The sequence below is a fragment of the Aliiglaciecola sp. genome (assembly GCF_039982535.1).
GTDB lineage: Bacteria > Pseudomonadota > Gammaproteobacteria > Enterobacterales > Alteromonadaceae > Aliiglaciecola.
Map to the genome: position 1 here is coordinate 58,889 of NZ_JBDWYG010000017.1, position 20,358 is coordinate 79,246.

Here is a 20,358-nt window from a genome sequence, read left to right on the forward strand (position 1 = left end):
GTTTAATTAGCTAACTTAACAATACCGTTGATCATTTGATCCCAAGCTTCTTCAGGTAATGTGTGACCCATTCCTTTAATGATCATAAGTTCGCTGTTTTGTAATGCGGCCGCAGTGGCAATTCCGCACTCAACGGGAACTAGGGGATCGGCATCACCGTGGATCACTAAACTGGGTACTTTTACATAGTGCAAAGCTTGGGTGCGATCAGGTGAGGCTAATATGGCACAGGTTTGTCGCCACACGCCATCGGGATTAAACGAACGTTCTCTGGCATGTTGTAATAGCTGTGAAATTTTTTGTTTATCAAATTTGAAGTGCTTACCATGAAGCATCTTCCACAGTTTTAACGAATATCGTAGAAATGCTTGCGTTTCTTTTGGCGGCGGTTGCAGTATCTTCAAAATCACTGCATTTTTGGCTTTAGGTAAGGCTCTATCGCCTGTTGTTGACATAATTGACGTTAGACTGGCAACTCGACTCGCATAATCAATAGCAACGCACTGGGCAATCATGCCGCCCATAGACACACCAACTAAGTGACAGGTGGAGATATTTAGATGATCTAATAGCGCGACAGCATCGCTAGCCATGGTATGCAAATTATAAGGTACATGAAGCTTTTTACCGAAAAACTGATTCGCCGCCACCGAAAAGAATGTCGGCTTTTTCTGATCATGCAAAATTGTACTCTTGCCAATATCACGATTATCAAATCGTATAACCCAATACCCTTGATCCACTAATTTTTGGCAGAACCGGGGATCCCAGTGGATCATTTGTGTGGCTAAACCCATGATCAATAAAAGAGGTTTACCTTTAGGATCGCCAAAGGTCTGGTAACACAATGTAATTCCATTTACGTCCGCGAAAAGCTCATCGCTATTGTTTACTTCTGTCAAACTTATGCCCTGTCTGGGTTTGGATAAAGAATTTTATGCAAGGTTTTTTGCCTGAATGGCTGCCATTTTCCTTCGGTTTGCGCTAATCGGTTAGCAACTATCCATAACACCTGGGAGTTGTGTCCTAGGCCCATATGACTCCCTTTCACTTCGATGTTTTCCGACAATGAATGAAGATGTTCATTTGAATTGATGCAAGACTGCCAATGGGCTACGCCGTCGCTTCGGGAAAAAATTGCGGTACTAGGAACCTCTGGGGGAGGGATAATACGTTTAGCGGCATGGGGCTCTCTTTGGTTTAAATCACCATTGATTAATTGAAACATTTTAGCGGCAACAGGGGCCGAGCCTTGGGGGCCATTAAATGGACTGCCTAAGGAAATTACTTGGCGTACACAATCAGGAATCGCACGGGCAATTTCTCTTGCCAAAATACCGCCTAAACTCCAGCCAACAAGACTTACTTTTTTATCATATTTAACATGTAACTCTATGACTTTATTAAGAAGTTGGTCGCTCACGATATGCTGCCCACCAACAATGTGAGTCCCTAAATTTCGGCCTAAACCCCAACCATAGGATTTATAACCTTTCATTTTTAAGAAAGTGCGTATAGGTTTTGTGGAAATATCTGACGCTAAAAAGCCCGGTAACACCATTACTGGATGTTTGTCACCCCGTGGAGCTTGCATTAACAAAGGCATTAATAGACTAGTCGTGCCGAGTTCGAATAGCGCGCGTCCTTCGGTGAGCATATGTCGCTTCTTAGGACGATTGTGTGGCAATGTGGCTAATTCGTTGTTCATATTAACTTCCTACTTCTTTGGTTGTTTAGTGCGCCCATTACTTCTGATTTAATAAAGCGTTAAACGCAGCCATTTTTTCTTGTTTTTTATGCACGGCAGCTTCCAATTCATTAGCGGAGTCTAATATGCATTTAGTCAGAACATCTATGTCTGGCATCAAGTTTGCGGAACTAGTGGGGCTGATAGTGATAGTTCCATCGTAACTTAACACTGGCATAATCAATCCCATTCCATCAAATATGGGGGCCGTCCCCATATTGGTAATTAGTTTATGTCCACCTAAATAAAGGGGAACATTTGGCCCTGGTACGTTGGTAATCACCAAATTAAAGAAGGGTCTATGCCATTTAGCTAACGCCGAGCGAGTATAGAATCGCGAAGCCACACCAGCTAAACCAAATGGGATTAAGTCGGCATAGCCCATAAGACTTTTTGCATCAATGGCATCTTGGTACAACTTACCGACCAAGGTATTCACATGGATTTTTTCCAAACGTTTTATGGGGTCTTCTTGGTCTGTTGCCAATTGTATATACATGGCAGACACCTGATTTCCCATCGCATTCTTTTGATCTTTCGAGCGTGTTGATACAGGTACCATGGCGACTAATGGTTGTTCTGGTAGTTCACCTTTGCCCAATAAATATTGTCTCAACGCGCCACCACAAATAGTCAAAATGACATCGTTTAGAGTCGCACCATCCACCGCTTTACGTATGGCTTTAACCCGATCAATCTCGAGCAATGCTGAATTCCATTTGCGCTCTTGTTCAACGATTCCGTTAAATGGTGTTTTCGGCGCACGAAAGGGAAGCGTTGGCATTTCTATTTTATGAACACGGGACAGATAACTGGCTTTTAACGTAGCTTTGCCGGTATTCCATAATAGTCCTGGTATTTTGCCCGGTATACTGACTAAGTTATACGCACTGCGCGCCATAAGGTTTATTGGGCCAGGAATTTTTTCTTGAGGTTTGGGGACTTTCGCGGGAACAGGCCTAGGTTTAGGTGTGACATCCCACATCATGGCCATAAGATCTGCCCCTGATTTACCGTCGAAACCTGAATGATGCACTTTGGTGATGAGTGCCACAGAGCCTTTGGGTACTTGGGAAACATTGTCTAAACCTTCAACAAATATAAATTCCCAAAGTGGTCTGCTTCTATCAAGACAAGTTGAAAAGTGTTGGGAGGCAGCATAACGAAGCTCTTTCCATGAACCTGGCTCCGGCAACTTGATGCGCTTAATATGCTGACTTAAATCAAAGTCGGGGTCTTCAACCCAGTAAGGTCTGTCGAGACTTAGTGGAACTGTTACTAGTCTCTCAGTGAGTTTTGATACTAGATGAATACGTTGTTCGATAAATTCGTAAAACTCTTCGAATTTCATCGAGCCTTCGATTATGCATACTCCACCTATATGCATAGGGATTTTTTCAGTTTCTAAAAATAGAAAAGTAGCATCTAAACCTGAGAGTTCTTCCATTTTGAGCCCCATGTTAACAATATGTTATGAATAATACCGTACGCCATACACCATAAATATCAACCTTTTTATCATTGCACAAGCGCTGGCAGCCGTGTTTTGTTGAATTATCCAAAGCGTTCAATCTGAGGGGCAAAAAAATCCGAAATTTCCACTCAGAGTGTCTATAATGTCGACTACCAGCAATTACATATCATTCAAAAGTATTTATGCAAGCAATTGATTACGCCAAAAAAGCTAGCACCTCATTCGCGTTGCCAGAGATTTGTCTGCGTATTCGTGAAATGTTAGATGACCACCAATCTGATGGTGAAGATATTGGTAATTTGGTTAGTCTCGACCCATCACTTACCTCCAAATTATTAAAGCTGGCAAATAGTCCTTTATTTCGATTTCGCTCCCAAGTTGATAATATTGCTAAAGCCGTCAACATCCTCGGTGGAGAGGCTTTGTATAATCTGGTTATGGCGGAAACAGCAAAAGATGCATTCGATTCACTAAGCAGTGAACATATGGATTTAAAGCGCTTTTGGAGGCAGAGTTTATACACGGGCTTGTTAGCAAAACATGTTGCGAAATTAGCTAGAATTAGAGGTTCGGAACGTTTCTTTTTATTGGGCCTACTGCATAATTTAGCGGAGTTGGTGATTACCAAAGAAAGCCCTGAGTTAGCTGCAAGTTGCATACCTCAAGATCACTCAGTAATGCCATTTGAATTGCAAAAAAACATTCTAGGTTTTACTTACCCCCAATGCAGTTCGACGATTTTACAACTTTGGCAATTGCCTACCCAAATTTCTATGACCATTATGCATATTGATGACGAAGAATACGCAATGGGAAACAAAGAAGTGGCCATCATGCATGTGGCGTCTAAGGTTGCTTATTTATTAGCGACAAACTACTCAGGAAAGCCTGAAGAGGCAATCAATCCTACTATTTTTGCGAGTGTTGATTTAGATGCTGAGTTACTTGTGGATGCGATTACGTTTAGTAATCAAGAAATCAATCAAATGATGTCTATCTTTAGTCCTTACTAAATTTCTGTGTTTAACTGGATTTGTCCTTGTAGCTATTTACAGACATCGTTATTGGTTACTTTAATTTACTTAAGTTAAGGAACTATTTGATTGATTTTTAGTCTATTTTTGTGCTGCATATTGTCACATTATTATATACAATATCGCAAAAATAGAACTAAAATCATTTTACACTGGGTTATATGAAGCTAATTTGCGCCACAATTCTCCTGTTTATCAGCTTTTCAAGTAGTGCTCGTACTGATGTTATGCGGGCACTTTTTCTAGCTGACGCACCTTTTCATGGCGATGCCACCGCTAAACATCAAGACTCTTTTGAAATGAATGGAGAGTTTGGTGTAATTTACGCCAGTGGTAATACGACCGGTACTACTATTACCGGAAAGTTAAATGCTAAACAAGACTTGCTCAGATGGCATCATCGATATGTTGCCAAGGTTTTGTATAAACAAAATGAACAGGTGTTAGATTCCAATAGTGAACTGGTGACCAGTGCCCAGAGTGTGTTTGTGTCGATGCAATCGGATTACAAACTCAGAAATCCTAAAAATCGTCTTTTTATATACGGTGAATATGAAGATGATCGTTTTAACTCCTATGAATACCAAGCTGCTTTAGCTGTGGGATATACCGAGCAGTTATGGGCAGATGAAGAGAGCGAATTTACCTACAGTGTCGGCCCCGGATATGCACAATCAATCGCTAAAGAAAATACTGATGTGTTAGATCAAACTGGTGTTATAATCCGCGCGGCTATGGAATATGAGAAAAAATTCAATGATAAGGCTACGTTCAGGCAATATTTAAGCACTGAAACTGACGACGAGTTTTCGCGTTCTTTTTCAGAAACTTCTTTGGCTGCAAAGATAAATGGTTCTTTGGCAATGAAGTTGTCGTTTAATATGACCCATAATCGCTCACCACAAGAGTTAGACGAGCCTTTAGATACTCAAACTTCCGTCACATTGGTGTATCAGTTTTTTTAAACTGAATGACTAAAAATAACAAATAATCAGCAACTTGGTACACTTTGTGTTTACCAAATTGGTGATTTGAAATGTTTCAAACAATATTCAGTACAACAATAATAATAGTAGCTGTTTTTATTTTAATTAAAATCAGGAAAGTCGAATGAAAAAATCAGTTTTAAGTTCAGTTATATTTTGCGCAATGGCAGCAAATGTTAGCGCAGAAGAAACTAAACCTTTTACTATGGATGGCGAGTTTGGTTTAATCGTCACCTCTGGTAATACTGAAACTACTTCTGTTAAGGGTAAGTTATCTGCTCATCAAGAGTTGGAAAAGTGGAGCAACGACTTTATTGTTGAAGGGCTATACAAAAAAGACCAAGTGACAGTGGATGATGAAACTGTTACTCAAACCACTGCTCAAAAATGGTTTCTATCAGGCCAAGCAAACTATAAATTAGAAAACCCAGATCACCGTTTGTTCGGTTTTGCTTCATACGAAGATGATCGTTTCAGCAGCTATGATTATCAGTCTACAATCGCCGCTGGTTGGAACCAAAAGCTGTGGGCAGACGAAACCTCGTCATTTGAATACAGTGTCGGTCCTGGTTATTCTTATAATAAAACTGCAGACACTTATGATGACGCTGGACTTCTTGTACCAGGTGAAACTGAGAAAGGGTTAATTGTCCGTGGTGCGTTAGATTATCAGTGGAAAATTTCTGATACAGCAACCTTTAAACAATTGCTATCAACTGAAGTCGGTGAAGACAACACAAAATCTAAATCTGTGACGTCATTGTCTGCAGCAATTAATGGTTCATTATCAATGAAATTTAGTGTGACTTTGGATCATAACTCTGGTGCAAGCGATGATACTGAAAAGCTTGATACACAAACGGCAGTAACTTTGGTTTACACTTTCTTCTAAACCACACTTATTTGTTTGTTTAAAGCCGGCTGTTATGCCGGCTTTTTTATTTCTAAGAGAACACTACCAGCGAAATTGTGCCACTAATAAGGTTTGTTGCTGATTAGCATCTATTGGCAGATCTAGCTGGGCTCTATTTTGCGCGGTATTTTTATTGAAGTGTTGTTCTATGCCTAATTGCCAGTTGTCATCAAGATCATAGCGCCAAGCTAACGTCAGTCCATAACCATCACTATTATTCATGTCAGTAGGAAATACATCATCTTCAATTACCATAAATCTGTCGTAACGCAGGCTGATACGGTGTTGCGATACCTGATGGCTGAGCATTAGATACCAGGCATCAAAATCCACATACACAAACTTTACTCCCATCACAGTGCTGCCTGTCATAAGCTGACTAATCAAGCGGGTGTTGCTATTTAATTTATGTTGGAAAGACAAAGAGTGGAATTTAGTTCGCCAACCATAAAGTCGTTGGCTATTTACCGTTAAAGGGTCAGCTTGGTTGTCATAGTAATAATAACGAAAGCTTGATTGGTTAAAATAACTGAGGTGTAAACCAGTATAAAACCCCCATCGTCGGTCAAGCTCATGAAAGGGTTCAACGTAGTCTGGGTGCCATATAAAGTCAGTATCAATGACTGTGGGGTAGGGGGCAAAGTTAACTCTGTCGTTGTTCAGAGACTGTCGATCATGCATGGCAAACCCGCGCCAACTGATTAATGTACCTAGGGGATCATTGCCCTTAAACGCCGCGCCAATCATTTCCCATGACCAAGGGCTTCTTCTGGCTCTGCCTGGACTATAAATTGAAAATTCTAGGCCCAGTGTACGCATCTCTTCACCCACCCAGCTATTGATTGCAGATTGGGTATAGGTGTAAGGAGAAAGCCAACCATCATCAACATTTTCCAACGATAAACGTGGATAAAAGAACCCTCCTCTAGCCTTAAATTTAATCTTATTTGGGCTCAAGGGTTTATATTGCAAGGATAGTTGTGAAAAGCCCACTTGCTGTTCACCGTCGGGATAATAGTGAGCAACAGCATTTAGACTGACATTCGAAGCTAAGTCGATGTTTGTGTGCAACAGAGCTTGCTGTATACCCACAGTATCGTCATCGTGACGGAGGATGCCTGTTCCGTTGTTTTGGTAAGACTGCCAACTGTCGGTGTCAGCAATGTACACCTGCACAATACCGCCAACTTGATTTGCAGCAGCAGGAGTCAACAAATTCAAACTGAACAACAGAATAAACATTAGAATGGCAATTAAGGTTTTATAATTAAAGTTATGCTTAACTATCAAAAGTAATATTCCAGGTTGCAATGCTACTAGGGCATTAGTAGTCGGTTAGTTTATCTGCTCGTTGCTCATAAAAGCTGAGGTCTTGCAAAAGCTTTTCCTGTAATTTAAAGCTCATGCTGGTGGGGGCTTCAATGCTCACTTTTTGAGTTAATGCGTCTAAGTCATCTTGAATTCTAGGATGCCAAATTTTTACACTGTAATGGCCTTTAGGCACGTCAATTGTGACTTTACCTGACTGGTCAGTTTTAGCAAAAAAGGGTGTGTCTACTACCCAAATATAGGCAAGCATCCAGTCATGTACGTTGCAGCCTAACTCCACTTCACCTTGATTTTCAAATGGTAAGGGGGCAGCGTCGGAATCCTTATACAACTTCAGCTCAAATTGCTTGGCTGGAGAAAATGAATAGACATGATGTTTAATGGAATCAGAATTTGGGAAAACCACTTTATTACCTTTTTGCACAGGTAAAATATGTGGCATAAATTGGCGATCGACTTGATCCATGACCGCAATGTCTTGATGCTCTTGAGTGATCTCTACGTCACCTTCAGGCTCTAAATAAACCACCGTCTGAAAAACAGGTTTATCTGTATTGCTAAAAACATCAACGGTAACTGGTATTGCCAAAGCGTTAAAACAAATAAACGCTGAACTAAACCAAAATATCTTATATATACATTTCATTCCCAATTCCCATTAATCTTAACAACTTAAGCAGTAGAACGACTTTTTGATTAATAAATTTCTGTTTAATATACCCTTTAATTCACAAGGTTACATTTTAAATAATAGATTGATTTTTTACCCACTGTCATGGGGGTAATTTGTTTCAAGCTTAGTTTAATAAGACATTTGATTAAATATAGATCAGGTTGGAGATGCACAGGGCTTAGGGTGGGACTTTAGCTTTGAAATGGGCCAAGAGACTGTTCTTGACCCAAACCAGAATCCCCATAATGATAATGGGAAAGGGCGACTTACTTAGTGCAAAATACGAGTTTTAATTGTACCGTCAATTTTAGTCAGTTGCTCGAACGCTTCTTTTGCATCATCTGTTTCAACGTCAATTACCACGTAACCAATATTTTCGTTAGTTTGTAGATATTGTGCTGCAATGTTGATGTTATGAGCTGCAAACGCTTGGTTAATCTGGGTTAAGACACCAGGCGCATTAACGTGGATATGCAACAATCGTGAACGATCAGTATGTTCTGGTAACGATACTTCAGGGAAGTTAACCGCAGAAAGCGTAGAGCCATTATCACTGTATTTAACCAGTTTCCCAGCAACCTCGAAGCCAATATTTTGTTGGGCTTCTTGGGTACTTCCGCCTACGTGCGGGGTCAGAATGACATTATCAAACTTTCTAAGGGGCGAAACAAATTCTTCGTCATTTGATTTTGGTTCAACTGGGAATACGTCAATTGCTGCGCCGTTCAATTTACCAGATTCCATTGCTTCAGCTAGTGCATCAATTTCGATAACGGTTCCTCTGGCGGCATTCATTAAGATTGCACCGTCTTTCATCATCGCTAACTCTTTTTTGCCAATCATGTTTTGAGTTTGTGCGGTTTCTGGCACATGCAACGAAACTACATCAGATGTATTCAACAATTCTTTTAAGGTTTTAACCTGTGTGGAGTTACCCAGCACCAATTTGTCTTCAATATCATAAAACTGAACACGCATACCTAAATGCTCTGCCAATATACTCAGTTGCGTACCAATGTGACCATAACCAATAATGCCTAAGGTTTTGCCACGCGCTTCGTAAGAACCTACGGCACTTTTTTCCCATTCGCCGCGATGTGCTTTAGCATTTTTACTTGGCACGCCACGAAGTAATAAAATAATTTGTCCAAGGGCTAATTCAGCTACTGAACGCGTATTAGAGAAAGGGGCGTTGAACACTGGAATGCCGCGTTTTTGTGTGGCTTTAAGATCAACTTGATTGGTACCAATGCAGAAGCAACCAACAGCAACAAGTTTTTTAGCCGCGTCTATTACATTTGCAGATAACTGCGTACGAGAACGAATTCCAATAAAGTGAACATCAGCAATCTTTTCAATTAGCTTTTCTTCGGATAAAGACGTCTTGATGTATTCAATATTGGTATAGCCATTGGCTTCAAGAGTTTCCACTGAACTTTGGTGTAAACCCTCAAGCAACAATATCTTAATTTTTTCTTTGGGCAGTGATACTTTGCTCATTAATGTTCCCGTACATAATTAGTGAAAGACGTCAGATTTGAGAGACATCTGGACGTCTATTTGAAAGTGAAAAATACCAGAACTTTTTCAAATAAGAAAGAGCCTGTTATATTAATTTCGTCTATTCAATCTCAATTACTTCAGAGTCTGTGGCGACTAATACAATATCTGCGGCACGCATGGCGAACAGACCATTTGTTACTACGCCAGGAATTTGATTGATCTGTTGTTCCAATTCCACAGGGTTGAGGATTGAGAGGTTGTGAACATCTAGGATCACGTTGCCATTATCAGTGGTGACACCTTGACGATATTCAGGGTCGCCACCTAATTTTACTAATTCCCGGGCTACAAATGAACGCGCCATTGGAATAACTTCAACAGGTAGTGGAAAAGCACCTAAAACAGGAACTTGTTTACTATCGTCTATAATACACACAAATTTCTTGGCAACGGCGGCAACGATTTTCTCTCTGGTTAGAGCAGCACCGCCACCTTTAATCATATGTTTATATTTCGTTATTTCATCTGCACCATCCACATAAATATCAAAGCTGCCCACTGAGTTGAGGTCAAATACTTCAATGCCCATTGCTTTTAACTTTGCTGTTGAATCATCAGAGCTGGAAACGGCCCCTTTAATTTTATGTTTCACACTTTCTAGTGCACTTATAAAATAGTGAACTGTCGAGCCTGTGCCCACACCAATAATACTGTCGTCCGTAACAAATTTAACTGCAGCTTCGCCAGCGGCGCGTTTCTTTTCATCTTGCGTCATGGGGGATCCTTTAAATGGCAATGTTAATCACATTTTATAAATTTGCGCAGAGTATAACGCACTTAGTTCCCGCACGGCTAGCAACACTGAGGTAAGGGGGGACTGGAATTGGCTGTGCTTAGATGGAAATAACTCGACTGGGGGTGATTATTTTATGGACTGGAATATCCCAACTCTCAGTGGTCAGGCTCGTTGCTTGCTGACAGTCGTGGGCGTAACCTAAAAGTTGCGGTTGTAAAGTAAAGGTGAGCTGTGCAAGGGTTCTGTCATAAAAACCGCCTCCCATGCCTAATCGATTTCCAGTTTCATCAAAAGCAACTAAAGGTAAAAATATACTGTCGAGTTGCGACAGGGTCTTAACGTTTGACATCGTCATTATAGGTTCTGGAATATTAAATCGATTCTTTTGCATCTTAGTATCTGCAGCATATTCGACAAATACTAAATAGTTTTCACGATTCGGATCTAATACTGGTAGGTAGGTTTTTTTGCCATTTTTCCAACACCATTGGATGATATCTTCACATGACAACTCACCGTCTTGATTAAGATAAAGCGCGATGTGCTCAGCGTGATCTAATAGCTTGTTTTTGATTACCGTTTGTAAAGCTTGGTGGCTGGCTTGGTTTTGTTGTTCAGGACTGAGATTACGTCGTAATAATCGAAACTTTTTGCGTAACTGAGTTTTGCTTTCTAACAATGTCGAGGCACCTTTGACAAACATAAGTTAACGCGGACCAATTCCACTGTGCAGTAAATAAATCAATCACCTTATTAATTATCGAAGATGGTAATGTTAATCACCATCTTCGACAAAAAGCTTCTTATTAAGGCTTTGTAAGGCGTAGATTAATAAGAATAAGTATCAATGTACAGTTTACGCAGTCGATCATGATCAACTTTGGTTGCTGCATCGATTTGTTGCGCTTCTAACCATAAGGGGCTAGGGGTGCTGCCCTCAGGTGCAACTGTTGTTTGTCCTTTGTTTAATGGATCCGTAGATACTCTGGCGTGGCCACGGGTAAATTCAAACAAACTGGGGTCCACCAAATAGGCAAGCGGCATGGCATCATGGAAGAAACAAACGCGGTCATCTCTATCTTGTGAATAAAAATCCACATAAAACTGCGAAGACTTTTTAACAAAACCACCTAATTTAGGGTTTTTAGTTTCGAGTTCATCAAGGAAATCTAAAGTGAATGGAACATCATTGGTGACGTCCAAGCCAAACATTTTAAGATCCCAAGGGGCCGCAAAAACGATTTCAGCAGCATGGGCATCATTCCATATATTAGCTTCAGCAACAGGCGTCACATTACCTTTTACAAAGGCGGCTCCACCCATAATAACGACACCTTTTACCAAGTTAGGTAATTCCGGCTCTAAACGCAGTGCTAAGGCTAAGTTACCTAATGGGCCAATGGCAACTAAGGTGATTTCACCTGGATGTTGACGGGCCATGTCTACAATATATTGAGCTGAACTACGCGGGTCGAGTTCACGTTTTGAGGCAGGGAAATCTATATTGCCAAAACCATCATCACCGTGCACAAAGTGCGCATATCCTGACTCAGGGCCAACCCACGGCATGCCTACACCTTTGGTGACTGGAATATCTTGGTCGGCTAATTCACACAAGGTCAATGCATTTTGAGCCGACATAGTCACAGGTACGTTACCGTAAACCGTGGTCAATCCTAATACCTCGATATCAGGTGATTGGAAGGCAAAAAAGATTGCCATTGCGTCATCAATACCTGGATCGGTATCGAGAATTATTTTATGAGCCATATAATCGTTCTCTTTAATGATAAGTTGTAGTTAAGCTTGATTTTGACTGAGGAAAAGATCTACTTCTTCAGTACTTGGAATAGATTGGGCTGCGCCATTACGAGTCACCGCGATTGCTGAAGCAGCACACGCCCGCACTAACGCTTCTTTGGGTTTATTGCGACGGCTATAGGCAGCTAAAAAGTAGCCGATAAAGGTATCGCCTGCCGCTGTAGTATCTACTGTATCAACTAAGAATGCAGGCACATCAATGGTTTCTTCGGCTAATACAAAACGCACACCTTGTTTGCCTAAAGTTATCAACACTTCTGCATGTGACCATTGCTCGCGGAAATATGATTCTATTTGATCAATATCGCTAACACCTGCTATTTCAGCTGCTTCGACTTCATTCACAATTAACAGGTCAATACAGTCGCTGGGCAACTGCTTCACCGAATCTGTCATCGGTGCAGGGTTAAAAGCGACTTTTAAACCCAACTTTTTAGCTTCTTGAAATACAATGTCAATGGAGCTTGTTTCATTTTGGGTAAGTACCCAAGCAGATTCATCGGCATCATCTAAAGCTCGGAGCACATCTTTATTATCTATTTCTAAATTTGCGCCACCAAATAATACTATGGCGTTTTCTCCCGAAGATGCTACCTGGATAATGGCGTGACCTGTTGGCGAGTCTGTGCATTGCACATATTTACAATCAACACCTGCTTTAATCATTGCTTGTTTAAAGTGGGCATCATGTTCATTAATTTTACCTACATGCCGAACATCGGAACCTGCTTTAGCTAGTGCGATTGACTGGTTTGCTCCTTTTCCTCCCAATAATTGTTGGTAATCCGTTGAGGATAAGGTTTCACCCGGTTGAACAAAATGATCGACCTGATAAACATGATCAATATTGATTGACCCAAAATTAATAACAGCCATAAAAATTCCAATTTAACACGAAGAATTAACAAAGAAGTGAGTTTGTACCACAAGTTTACGCTAAAAAGAACAGTTTAACCTGACCATTTGGTCAACTTTTTTATTGAAAGCTACATTTTTTAATTTATCTCAAACTGAGATGCCATTTTTCAACCCATAGGTTAATAGGTTATCGCGTAAACATAGCTGATAATTTATCAAAAAATCCTTGTGGCTTTTCATAAGGTTGTTTGTTTACCTCAAACACTCGCACTGACACGGTAGCCCCATGTCCCCAAGGCCACCAAGATAACATGACCTCATGCTCACCATTGGCATCTTTGCTTAACAGTTCTTGCTTCTTCTCCAAAATACTAAAGAAGCCTGCACGGTGTCTGAGATATGGATTGGCTTTTTTTAACTGTTTTTTGTTCCAACTATGAGGAAAGTGTTTTTTAGCGATAGCATAAACATGTTGGGCATGATCCACTGAAAACTCAGCAAGAAGGCAGCCAAAATGAGCATCCCATTTCCATTCAATTTGGGTATCTAAATCATCAAAAAATTCAGGGCAAGCATCATAGATTGCCTGTTGTTCTGTTGAGGGCAGTTTCATCTAATTGATATCTTTATAAAGTTAATTTTAAATGTTCAGTGACGACAAAAGGGTGTTGTTTCCACCACTAATTGCTGCTTTGGTTATTCTTCAGGCTTGCTCCATTGTATATGCCCGCTGTACTTGAATGGTTTACTAGTGTGTAAAGTACAGTTTCATTTTATTCTTATTTAAAGCGTCTGTTTGATCCAATCAACAGTATTATACTGAATTATATTAACTTGCAATTTATGAACCGAAAAGATTTATTTTCATAAAAATCAGTTGGTTAAGATTTTTGGCGGGGAAAAGAAAAAGCGATGTGTCAAATTAATTGACACATCGCCTTGTGAAATTAGAATCTCCCAAAATGCCGCTGTTCGGTGTGGGCCCGTGAACCGAAAGTTCAGGGCGGAAACATCATCACTACCGTAGGCGTCTTGATACTAGCCAAGCTTGCACAATAGTAGTGGAATCAATTTCCAGGTTAATTAGCATCGGCCAGGGACAAAACTGAACTGGCAAACACCCCAGGAGAGATCCGAATTTTAGCATAGCGACGCCAAAATAAAATCGAAAACTGGCAATTCATTTTTAGTTGCTTAGAAACTGGACTATTTTGCCGTATTTGACACCCAATCGGTTAACATCAATCTCCTAAAGTGTTAGTTAAGCCTCGTCATGCTCTAGGCAGGCTGCTTTGGTAGTGATACGATCTGCTAACCCTATCTTGTACCGGTTCTTTCATTGGGATTGGTATGAATGAAAATAAAGGAAACTGAATTGAATCCATCGCATTTAAAATATGAAGAGTTGTCTACCTTGTTAGAACAGCACAACATTCTGGCTGATGCATCAGAAGTCCATGGCATTTTTTGCGGTATGTTAGCCGGTGGCATGGCATTAGAGAGCCAAGACTGGTCAGCTGCATTAAATGATTCAATCAATCAAGGTGACAACCTACCTAATGAGGTGCAAGAGCAGTTAACCGCACTTTATAATGATACCTGTCAACAATTGTTAGAAACCGATTTCACCTTAACCCTGTGCATGCCCGATGATTCTGCGCCGATTAATGAAAGAGGCAAAGCCTTAATTAACTGGATTCAAGGGTTTATGTTGGGCTTTGGTTTTCACCAAGCGGACTTAACCGCCTGTTCCGCTGATGTGAAAGAAGCGCTGGAAGATTTCTATGAAATTTCTCGTATGGACGACACCATGCCAGAAGACGAGGAAGCCGAAAAGGCCTTGTTCGAAGTGATTGAATATGTGCGAGTGTCTTGCATGTTATGTTTCAATGAACTGGGTCACTCAGCTGATCAAGCACAAACTGAACCTAAGACGGTACATTAATGTCATCAGAATTAATCAAAGAATGCGCTAAACGCCGACAAATTTTACGCGACAAAATGTTACCAAACAGCATTGCTATTGTGCCTGCTGCCAACTTGGTCACCCGTAGTAACGATACCGAATTCCCGTTTCGTCAAGATAGCGACTTTCATTATTTGTCTGGTTTTCCCGAGCCTGATGGGTATTTAGTGATTAGCAACAGCCCTTTGATGGGGGATGTATTCAGCGCTTTGTTTTGTTTACCTAAGGATGAATTGGCAGAAATTTGGCAAGGCAGACGTATAGGCGTGGATGCTGCACCTGCGGATTATGAGGTGGATATTGCCCACCCAATTGATGATATTGAAGTGGGCTTGGTGAGTTATATCAATGGCCATGACAATTTATATTTTGCCCGTGGGCATCATGGGCCTAGTGATGTGTTAATTGATGAAGTGCTAAGCAAGCTGCGAAATGCACCCAAACAATCACAAATTGCGCCTAACTGTGAATTCGATATTCGCACTTTGTTGCATGAAATGCGCTTGTTTAAATCTGATTTCGAACTTTCAATTATGGCCCAAGCTGCTGACATATCAGCGGACGCGCACATTGCCGCAATGCAATTCAGCGAAGTGGGAAAAAACGAGTTCCATTTGGAAGCAACCATTCATCACCATTTTGCAATGCACCGAGCTAAATCGCCTGCCTATTCTACTATTGTCGGTAGTGGTGATAATGCCTGCATACTGCATTACACCGAAAACAATTGTGAGCTTGAAGATAATAAACTCGTACTTATCGATGCGGGTGCTGAATTACAGGGCTATGCCGCCGATATTACCCGCACATTCCCAGTAAATGGGCACTTTACGGAGCCGCAAAAAGCTTTATATCAATTAGTGTTAGATGCACAGTTAGCTTCATTTGAGTTGTTTAAACCTGGCTGCACTTTTAAAGCCGCTTCTGACAAAGCCATAGAAGTGCTTACCACTGGCTTGCTTGATTTGGGCTTGTTGAGTGGAGAGTTACAGGACAATATTGAGCAACAGCATTATCGCCAATTTTTCATGCACGGACTTGGTCATTGGCTAGGTTTAGATGTTCATGATGTGGGCAATTATAAAATTGATGGCACAGATCGAGAGTTTGCACCTGGAATGGTGTTGACGGTTGAACCAGGTTTATATGTGTCTGCATCGGCTGAAGTTGATCCTAAATGGAAAGGCATCGGTATCCGTATTGAAGATAATATAGTGATCACTGACGACGGTCATAAAGTGCTAACTGGTAAGGTTCCTAAAACCATTGCAGAAATAGAAAATTTGATGGCGAAATAGCAATAATGAATAAGGCTGAAAAATCATTTGATCTGGTGATCGCTGGTGGCGGGGCTGTCGGTCTGACTTTAGCCTTAGCCATTGCGCAGCAAAGCCAGTTAAACGTTGCTGTCATAGAAGCAAATGAACGCCCAGAACCGCAAAATAAGAGTGAGTACTCCCCTAAGTCTACTAACTCAAACGCTGATGATTGCACTTCTAACAATGATAGCTTTCTGGATTTGCGCAGCGTAGCACTTTCCGCCCAGTCTACCCAGATACTCAGTGAGTTAGGTTTGACGTCGTTGTCTAAATTTGGCTGTCCTATATCTCACATCCACGTGTCAGATAAAGGGCATTTGGGCAGAAGCTCTTTGCATGCACAAGATTACCATCTCGATGCGTTAGGGCAAGTGATTGAACTGCCGGTGTTGGTTGAGTTATTACAAAATGAAATACAAGCTTATGCGCAACAAGTCACCTTTTATTACGGGCAAAGCATAGAGCAATTGCATAAATCGGCGGATTATGTGGAACTGGTATTAGGTGATAAACAACGATTAAAAGCCTCGTTGCTGGCAATTGCTGAGGGGGGAAATTCTCCAACCCGCGAAAAATCAGGCATCGATATCCAACTAAAAGATTATCAGCAATCTGCCATAGTGGCGAATGTGGCGCTATTTGACGATCATAACAATACCGCATTTGAACGGTTCACTCCTGATGGGCCATTAGCTTTGTTACCACTAAAGCCTGCATCACAGCATCCTGATTCTTATCGAAGTTCATTGGTTTGGACTTTATCTCGTAGCCAATGTGAGTCTGTATTGGCGTTGAGCGATAAGGAATTTATCGCACGTTTACAAGATGAGTTTGGCTATCGCCTAGGAAAAATAAAAGCAGTGGGAAATCGTAGTGCTTTTCCTTTGGTGCAAAGTAGAGCATTACAGCATATTCAACATCGCACCGCGCTACTAGGTAATGCCTGTCAGACATTACATCCCATTGCCGGTCAGGGGTTGAACTTGGGATTAAGAGACGTGTATGAGCTCGTGCAAATTATACTGTCGAACCAGTCATCTGAAAAAACCTCGGATATAGGCAGTTATTCTGGGTTACAGTGTTACCAGCAGAATCGTAAGAGTGACCAAGCACGTTTAATTGGCGCAACAGATTTATTGGTTCATACTTTTTCTAATCGTTATCCGCCCCTCGTGTTAGGTCGCAATTTGGCCCTCGGCATATTAGACAGTCATCCTAGGTTAAAACAAATTTTAGCTCACCACGCCATGGGCTTTCACGGAACATCAGGAAAATCCCATGCAAAATTATGATGTGGCAATTATCGGAGCGGGCATTATTGGATTAACCGCCGCCCTGGCATTACAAAACACCGACTTACGGGTAGTGATTATAGATTCAGAACCAGCAGACAAGCCCCTTAGCGAAGAGCCAGAATTACGGGTTAGCGCTATTAACCTTGCTAGTCAGAACGTTTTTAGCAATTTAGGAGCGTGGCAAGGCATCTATAATCAACGATTGCAGCCTTATCAACATATGCATGTGTGGGAGCAGGATAGCTTTGCCAAGATTAATTTCTCGGCAGCAGATATTCATCAAGCACACTTAGGCACTATTATTGAGAATCAAGCCATTCGCTTAGGGCTGTTGCAGCAATTAAATCAAGTGTCTAATGTGGAAATAGCCGACAGTGCTAAAATAGCCAATATTTCCATAGGTCAGTCAGAAAGCTTCATTAGTTTAGAAAATGGCAGTCATTTAAGTAGCAAGCTTGTGGTGGGGGCTGATGGCGCAAACTCCTTAGTCCGTAAAGTGGCAAACTTGCCGCTCACCTTTTGGGATTACGACCAAATTGCAATAGTTGCCACTATTGAAACCGAGTTACCTCATGATAACGTAGCACGACAGGTGTTTACACCTGATGGTCCCCTTGCTTTGTTGCCATTGTACGAAAAAAACCTTTGTTCAATTGTTTGGTCTCAGCGAGTAGAGAAGGCTGAGTCGCTGTTAAACTTGGATGAAAACGCCTTTAATCATGCATTGAGTGCCCAAAGTGACTTGCGCTTAGGGCAGATTAAGTTGCTTAGCCCACGTGCAAGTTATCCGTTAAAAATGCGTTATTGCCGTCAGTGGGTAAGTGATCGCATTGTTTTAATTGGCGATGCCGCTCATACCATTCACCCATTGGCAGGGCAGGGCGCGAATTTAGGGATTGCCGATGCAGCGGCATTGGCCGAAGTTATTATTGAATTACATGAGCAAAACAAAGACATCGGTTTGACTAAAAACCTGCGCGCTTTTGAACGTTGGCGTAAATCAGAAGCGTTACAAATGATAGCCGTAATGGAGAGTTTCAAACGACTTTTTAATGGTGCAAATCCAGTCAAAAAATTGATAAGAGATATCGGTTTGAGTGCAACGAATCATTTGTCGCCGTTAAAAAATGATTTGATTAAACATGCTGTTGGTATGGATGGAAATTTACCTAAGCTGGCAAAGGTACATGCCAACTCAGGTTCATAATTTTAGTGCATTGAAGTTATCACTTTTTGATCAGTTAATTAATTTTGTAACCACAAATTGTATTCATCTGATGCTAAGAAACCAGCAAATGCAGGTTCAGAACCTAAACTTTCAGGGGTAAACTCGTAATACAATCGCTCACTAATGAGATCTAACGTATCGGCAACACCTTGATAGTTTTGTTGTTCGTTATAAATAGTCAGCAAAGTCCAATAGGGTGGTTCAAAACTAGGTTCAGCATTCACACCTAAGTAGGCGTATTTTAACGCTTCGTTCATTTCTCCAACATTGTAATATAAGTTTGCACTTAGCTCGCCGAGGGCTCCATCCATTCCAAACCGTTTAATTACATTCTCCATAGCCTGCTGGGTTTTGACGTTATCTTCGGTCATTACGTAATAATCGATCAGCATAAATTGAGTGGATGGCAAATGACCAAAATATTTATCGAGCATGCCAAGTTGCTTTAGGTATTCCGCATCACTGATATTCTGTGCAAGGCTAATACCGGTATCAATTATCACCCGTTGTTTCTTCATCTCTTCGGGCATGCCTTGGAGCAGTCTATAAGCTTGTTCAATTTGCCCTGTTTGGCGCAGTCTGCCAATTTGCTGAAATTTAGTCACAATATCTTTGTTAATTTTCTCTTTACCAAAGACTTTGCCAAAGAACGAATCATCAGTCGATATCATCAACGCTGTGGCTTGGGTTAAGGAGTCACTAAATTGCCCGCCTTTGCTGGCAATATGGAAATCATATATTTTTTGATCTTCGTTCAAAAATAAAATGAGGTATTCGTGTCCACCAGACGAGTAATCGATGCGAATAAGTGGCCTTAGAGCCCCTTGTTCATCAAGCATACGTATAAAGCTGGAGTTTGATTCTTCATTAAAAAATTGTACAAACAAATTGTTAATTAACGTTTTGCGCGTGCCTTCAGAGGAAAACCCCCTTACAAAGTCATTGATATCACGTTGTTTAGAAAACAATGCACTGCCAACAATCCGACCTAAACTAGCTGTGTCGGTCTTCTCTCCTAAGCTATCGATATCATGGTTGTTCAGGGCTTCGGCGAAGGCAATAGCGGTTTGTGCAGATGCTTCAGCAAACACAGAATCTGTATTGCTTCCCCCCATTTGTTGAGCGTTGCTCAGGGTTGAAAATACACTTAATAAAACAATGAAAAATGTATTTTTGAGAAAGTCTGCATAAGTTTTTGTATGTTGATTAGTGTTCATAGAATAAGTCCGTTTTACTGCTTTGATTTTTTGTTTTTAGAATTGTCACTACAAGTTTGCCGATAAAATCCCAGTTTGTACATATTTAAGTCGAGTAGCAAATTGTAGGACGGGCTTCAGCCCGTTGGGGTTTTCGATTTTTGCACGGGCCTTATAGCATGGCCTTTAGGCCATGTTTGTAGGACGGGCTTTAGCCCGT

19 protein-coding genes and 1 other RNA gene are annotated in these 20,358 nt (G+C 41.0%); 7 read left to right on the forward strand and 13 right to left on the reverse strand.

The features are described from left to right. Nucleotides 1–2 precede the first annotated feature (2 nt). From ABJV04_RS03215 to ABJV04_RS03225, 3 genes are read right to left on the reverse strand one after another with little or no spacing between them, the layout of a single operon-like run. Nucleotides 3–902 (reverse strand): alpha/beta hydrolase, encoded by a 900-nt coding sequence (locus ABJV04_RS03215; protein WP_348489803.1) that lies wholly within the window; start codon nt 900–902, stop codon nt 3–5. Between the two features lie 2 nt (nt 903–904). Further along, nucleotides 905–1,708, reverse strand: coding sequence for a hypothetical protein (locus ABJV04_RS03220; RefSeq protein ID WP_348489805.1), 804 nt, complete (start codon nt 1,706–1,708; stop codon nt 905–907). A 37-nt stretch (nt 1,709–1,745) separates the two neighbouring features. Beyond that, nucleotides 1,746–3,194: a wax ester/triacylglycerol synthase family O-acyltransferase gene (locus tag ABJV04_RS03225; protein WP_348489807.1), complete on the reverse strand. Its 1,449-nt coding sequence runs from the start codon at nt 3,192–3,194 to the stop codon at nt 1,746–1,748. 209 nt (nt 3,195–3,403) lie between these two features. On the opposite strand from ABJV04_RS03225, the gene ABJV04_RS03230 reads away from it, so the two are divergent. The 3 genes from ABJV04_RS03230 to ABJV04_RS03240 all read left to right on the forward strand — a co-directional run bounded on the left by ABJV04_RS03230 (nt 3,404) and on the right by ABJV04_RS03240 (nt 6,133). Beyond that, complete coding sequence (locus ABJV04_RS03230) at nt 3,404–4,234, forward strand: HDOD domain-containing protein (protein ID WP_348489809.1); 831 nt, start codon at nt 3,404–3,406, stop codon at nt 4,232–4,234. A 182-nt stretch (nt 4,235–4,416) separates the two neighbouring features. After that, complete coding sequence (locus tag ABJV04_RS03235; protein WP_348489811.1) at nt 4,417–5,220, forward strand: DUF481 domain-containing protein; 804 nt, start codon at nt 4,417–4,419, stop codon at nt 5,218–5,220. Nucleotides 5,221–5,365: 145 nt separating this feature from the next. After that, nucleotides 5,366–6,133 carry a DUF481 domain-containing protein gene (locus ABJV04_RS03240; protein ID WP_348489813.1) on the forward strand — a complete coding sequence of 256 codons (768 nt, stop codon included), beginning with the start codon at nt 5,366–5,368 and terminating at the stop codon, nt 6,131–6,133. A 63-nt stretch (nt 6,134–6,196) separates the two neighbouring features. On the opposite strand, the gene ABJV04_RS03245 is transcribed toward ABJV04_RS03240, so the two are convergent. The 9 genes from ABJV04_RS03245 to ssrS form a co-directional block, all read right to left on the reverse strand. Beyond that, the gene (locus ABJV04_RS03245) at nt 6,197–7,396 is read right to left on the reverse strand and encodes a hypothetical protein (protein WP_348490019.1); all 1,200 of its coding nucleotides are present in this window, start codon (nt 7,394–7,396) and stop codon (nt 6,197–6,199) included. An 82-nt stretch (nt 7,397–7,478) separates the two neighbouring features. After that, nucleotides 7,479–8,129, reverse strand: coding sequence for a methylamine utilization protein (locus ABJV04_RS03250; RefSeq protein WP_348489815.1), 651 nt, complete (start codon nt 8,127–8,129; stop codon nt 7,479–7,481). Between the two features lie 297 nt (nt 8,130–8,426). Continuing rightward, nucleotides 8,427–9,656, reverse strand: coding sequence for a phosphoglycerate dehydrogenase (gene serA, locus ABJV04_RS03255; RefSeq protein ID WP_348489817.1), 1,230 nt, complete (start codon nt 9,654–9,656; stop codon nt 8,427–8,429). Nucleotides 9,657–9,777: 121 nt separating this feature from the next. Beyond that, nucleotides 9,778–10,434, reverse strand: coding sequence for a ribose-5-phosphate isomerase RpiA (gene rpiA, locus ABJV04_RS03260; protein ID WP_348489819.1), 657 nt, complete (start codon nt 10,432–10,434; stop codon nt 9,778–9,780). Between the two features lie 118 nt (nt 10,435–10,552). Further along, nucleotides 10,553–11,134, reverse strand: a complete 582-nt coding sequence (locus tag ABJV04_RS03265; RefSeq protein WP_348489821.1) for a 5-formyltetrahydrofolate cyclo-ligase — start codon at nt 11,132–11,134, stop codon at nt 10,553–10,555. A gap of 149 nt (nt 11,135–11,283) precedes the next feature. Beyond that, a complete protein-coding gene (locus ABJV04_RS03270; protein ID WP_348489823.1) occupies nt 11,284–12,225 on the reverse strand; it encodes a nucleoside hydrolase in 942 nt (313 codons plus the stop codon). 30 nt (nt 12,226–12,255) lie between these two features. Next, the gene (locus ABJV04_RS03275; RefSeq protein ID WP_348489825.1) at nt 12,256–13,152 is read right to left on the reverse strand and encodes a ribokinase; all 897 of its coding nucleotides are present in this window, start codon (nt 13,150–13,152) and stop codon (nt 12,256–12,258) included. A 169-nt stretch (nt 13,153–13,321) separates the two neighbouring features. After that, on the reverse strand, nt 13,322–13,747 hold the full coding sequence (locus ABJV04_RS03280; RefSeq protein ID WP_348489827.1) for a hypothetical protein: 426 nt from the start codon (nt 13,745–13,747) through the stop codon (nt 13,322–13,324). Nucleotides 13,748–14,084: 337 nt separating this feature from the next. Then, nucleotides 14,085–14,266: non-coding RNA, 6S RNA (gene ssrS, locus ABJV04_RS03285), on the reverse strand. Nucleotides 14,267–14,488: 222 nt separating this feature from the next. Between ssrS and ABJV04_RS03290 the strand changes: the two genes are divergently transcribed. From ABJV04_RS03290 to ABJV04_RS03305, 4 genes are read left to right on the forward strand one after another with little or no spacing between them, the layout of a single operon-like run. Beyond that, nucleotides 14,489–15,079, forward strand: a complete 591-nt coding sequence (locus ABJV04_RS03290; protein WP_348489829.1) for a UPF0149 family protein — start codon at nt 14,489–14,491, stop codon at nt 15,077–15,079. Then, nucleotides 15,079–16,398 (forward strand): Xaa-Pro aminopeptidase, encoded by a 1,320-nt coding sequence (gene pepP, locus ABJV04_RS03295; protein ID WP_348489831.1) that lies wholly within the window; start codon nt 15,079–15,081, stop codon nt 16,396–16,398. The genes ABJV04_RS03290 and pepP overlap by 1 nt, the downstream gene beginning before the upstream one ends. Before the next feature lie 5 nt (nt 16,399–16,403). Then, nucleotides 16,404–17,711 carry a 2-octaprenyl-6-methoxyphenyl hydroxylase gene (gene ubiH / locus ABJV04_RS03300; protein ID WP_348489833.1) on the forward strand — a complete coding sequence of 436 codons (1,308 nt, stop codon included), beginning with the start codon at nt 16,404–16,406 and terminating at the stop codon, nt 17,709–17,711. Further along, nucleotides 17,698–18,921, forward strand: coding sequence for an FAD-dependent oxidoreductase (locus ABJV04_RS03305; protein WP_348489835.1), 1,224 nt, complete (start codon nt 17,698–17,700; stop codon nt 18,919–18,921). The genes ubiH and ABJV04_RS03305 overlap by 14 nt, the downstream gene beginning before the upstream one ends. A 38-nt stretch (nt 18,922–18,959) precedes the next feature. Here ABJV04_RS03305 and ABJV04_RS03310 read toward each other — a convergent pair whose 3' ends face one another. After that, nucleotides 18,960–20,159, reverse strand: coding sequence for a hypothetical protein (locus ABJV04_RS03310; RefSeq protein ID WP_348489836.1), 1,200 nt, complete (start codon nt 20,157–20,159; stop codon nt 18,960–18,962). Nucleotides 20,160–20,358: the final 199 nt, after the last annotated feature.

What these genes read in the sequence shown, in the direction of transcription:
- ABJV04_RS03240 (WP_348489813.1), top strand. Translation starts at nt 5,366, where the DNA reads ATGAAAAAATCAGTTTTAAGTTCAGTTATATTTTGCGCAATGGCAGCA.
- rpiA (WP_348489819.1), bottom strand. Translation starts at nt 10,434, where the DNA reads ATGACGCAAGATGAAAAGAAACGCGCCGCTGGCGAAGCTGCAGTTAAA.
- ABJV04_RS03250 (WP_348489815.1), bottom strand. Translation starts at nt 8,129, where the DNA reads ATGAAATGTATATATAAGATATTTTGGTTTAGTTCAGCGTTTATTTGT.
- ABJV04_RS03245 (WP_348490019.1), bottom strand. Translation starts at nt 7,396, where the DNA reads ATGTTTATTCTGTTGTTCAGTTTGAATTTGTTGACTCCTGCTGCTGCA.
- serA (WP_348489817.1), bottom strand. Translation starts at nt 9,656, where the DNA reads ATGAGCAAAGTATCACTGCCCAAAGAAAAAATTAAGATATTGTTGCTT.
- ABJV04_RS03230 (WP_348489809.1), top strand. Translation starts at nt 3,404, where the DNA reads ATGCAAGCAATTGATTACGCCAAAAAAGCTAGCACCTCATTCGCGTTG.
- ubiH (WP_348489833.1), top strand. Translation starts at nt 16,404, where the DNA reads ATGAATAAGGCTGAAAAATCATTTGATCTGGTGATCGCTGGTGGCGGG.
- pepP (WP_348489831.1), top strand. Translation starts at nt 15,079, where the DNA reads ATGTCATCAGAATTAATCAAAGAATGCGCTAAACGCCGACAAATTTTA.
- ABJV04_RS03290 (WP_348489829.1), top strand. Translation starts at nt 14,489, where the DNA reads ATGAAAATAAAGGAAACTGAATTGAATCCATCGCATTTAAAATATGAA.
- ABJV04_RS03280 (WP_348489827.1), bottom strand. Translation starts at nt 13,747, where the DNA reads ATGAAACTGCCCTCAACAGAACAACAGGCAATCTATGATGCTTGCCCT.
- ABJV04_RS03275 (WP_348489825.1), bottom strand. Translation starts at nt 13,152, where the DNA reads ATGGCTGTTATTAATTTTGGGTCAATCAATATTGATCATGTTTATCAG.
- ABJV04_RS03220 (WP_348489805.1), bottom strand. Translation starts at nt 1,708, where the DNA reads ATGAACAACGAATTAGCCACATTGCCACACAATCGTCCTAAGAAGCGA.
- ABJV04_RS03305 (WP_348489835.1), top strand. Translation starts at nt 17,698, where the DNA reads ATGCAAAATTATGATGTGGCAATTATCGGAGCGGGCATTATTGGATTA.
- ABJV04_RS03225 (WP_348489807.1), bottom strand. Translation starts at nt 3,194, where the DNA reads ATGGAAGAACTCTCAGGTTTAGATGCTACTTTTCTATTTTTAGAAACT.
- ABJV04_RS03235 (WP_348489811.1), top strand. Translation starts at nt 4,417, where the DNA reads ATGAAGCTAATTTGCGCCACAATTCTCCTGTTTATCAGCTTTTCAAGT.
- ABJV04_RS03310 (WP_348489836.1), bottom strand. Translation starts at nt 20,159, where the DNA reads ATGAACACTAATCAACATACAAAAACTTATGCAGACTTTCTCAAAAAT.
- ABJV04_RS03270 (WP_348489823.1), bottom strand. Translation starts at nt 12,225, where the DNA reads ATGGCTCATAAAATAATTCTCGATACCGATCCAGGTATTGATGACGCA.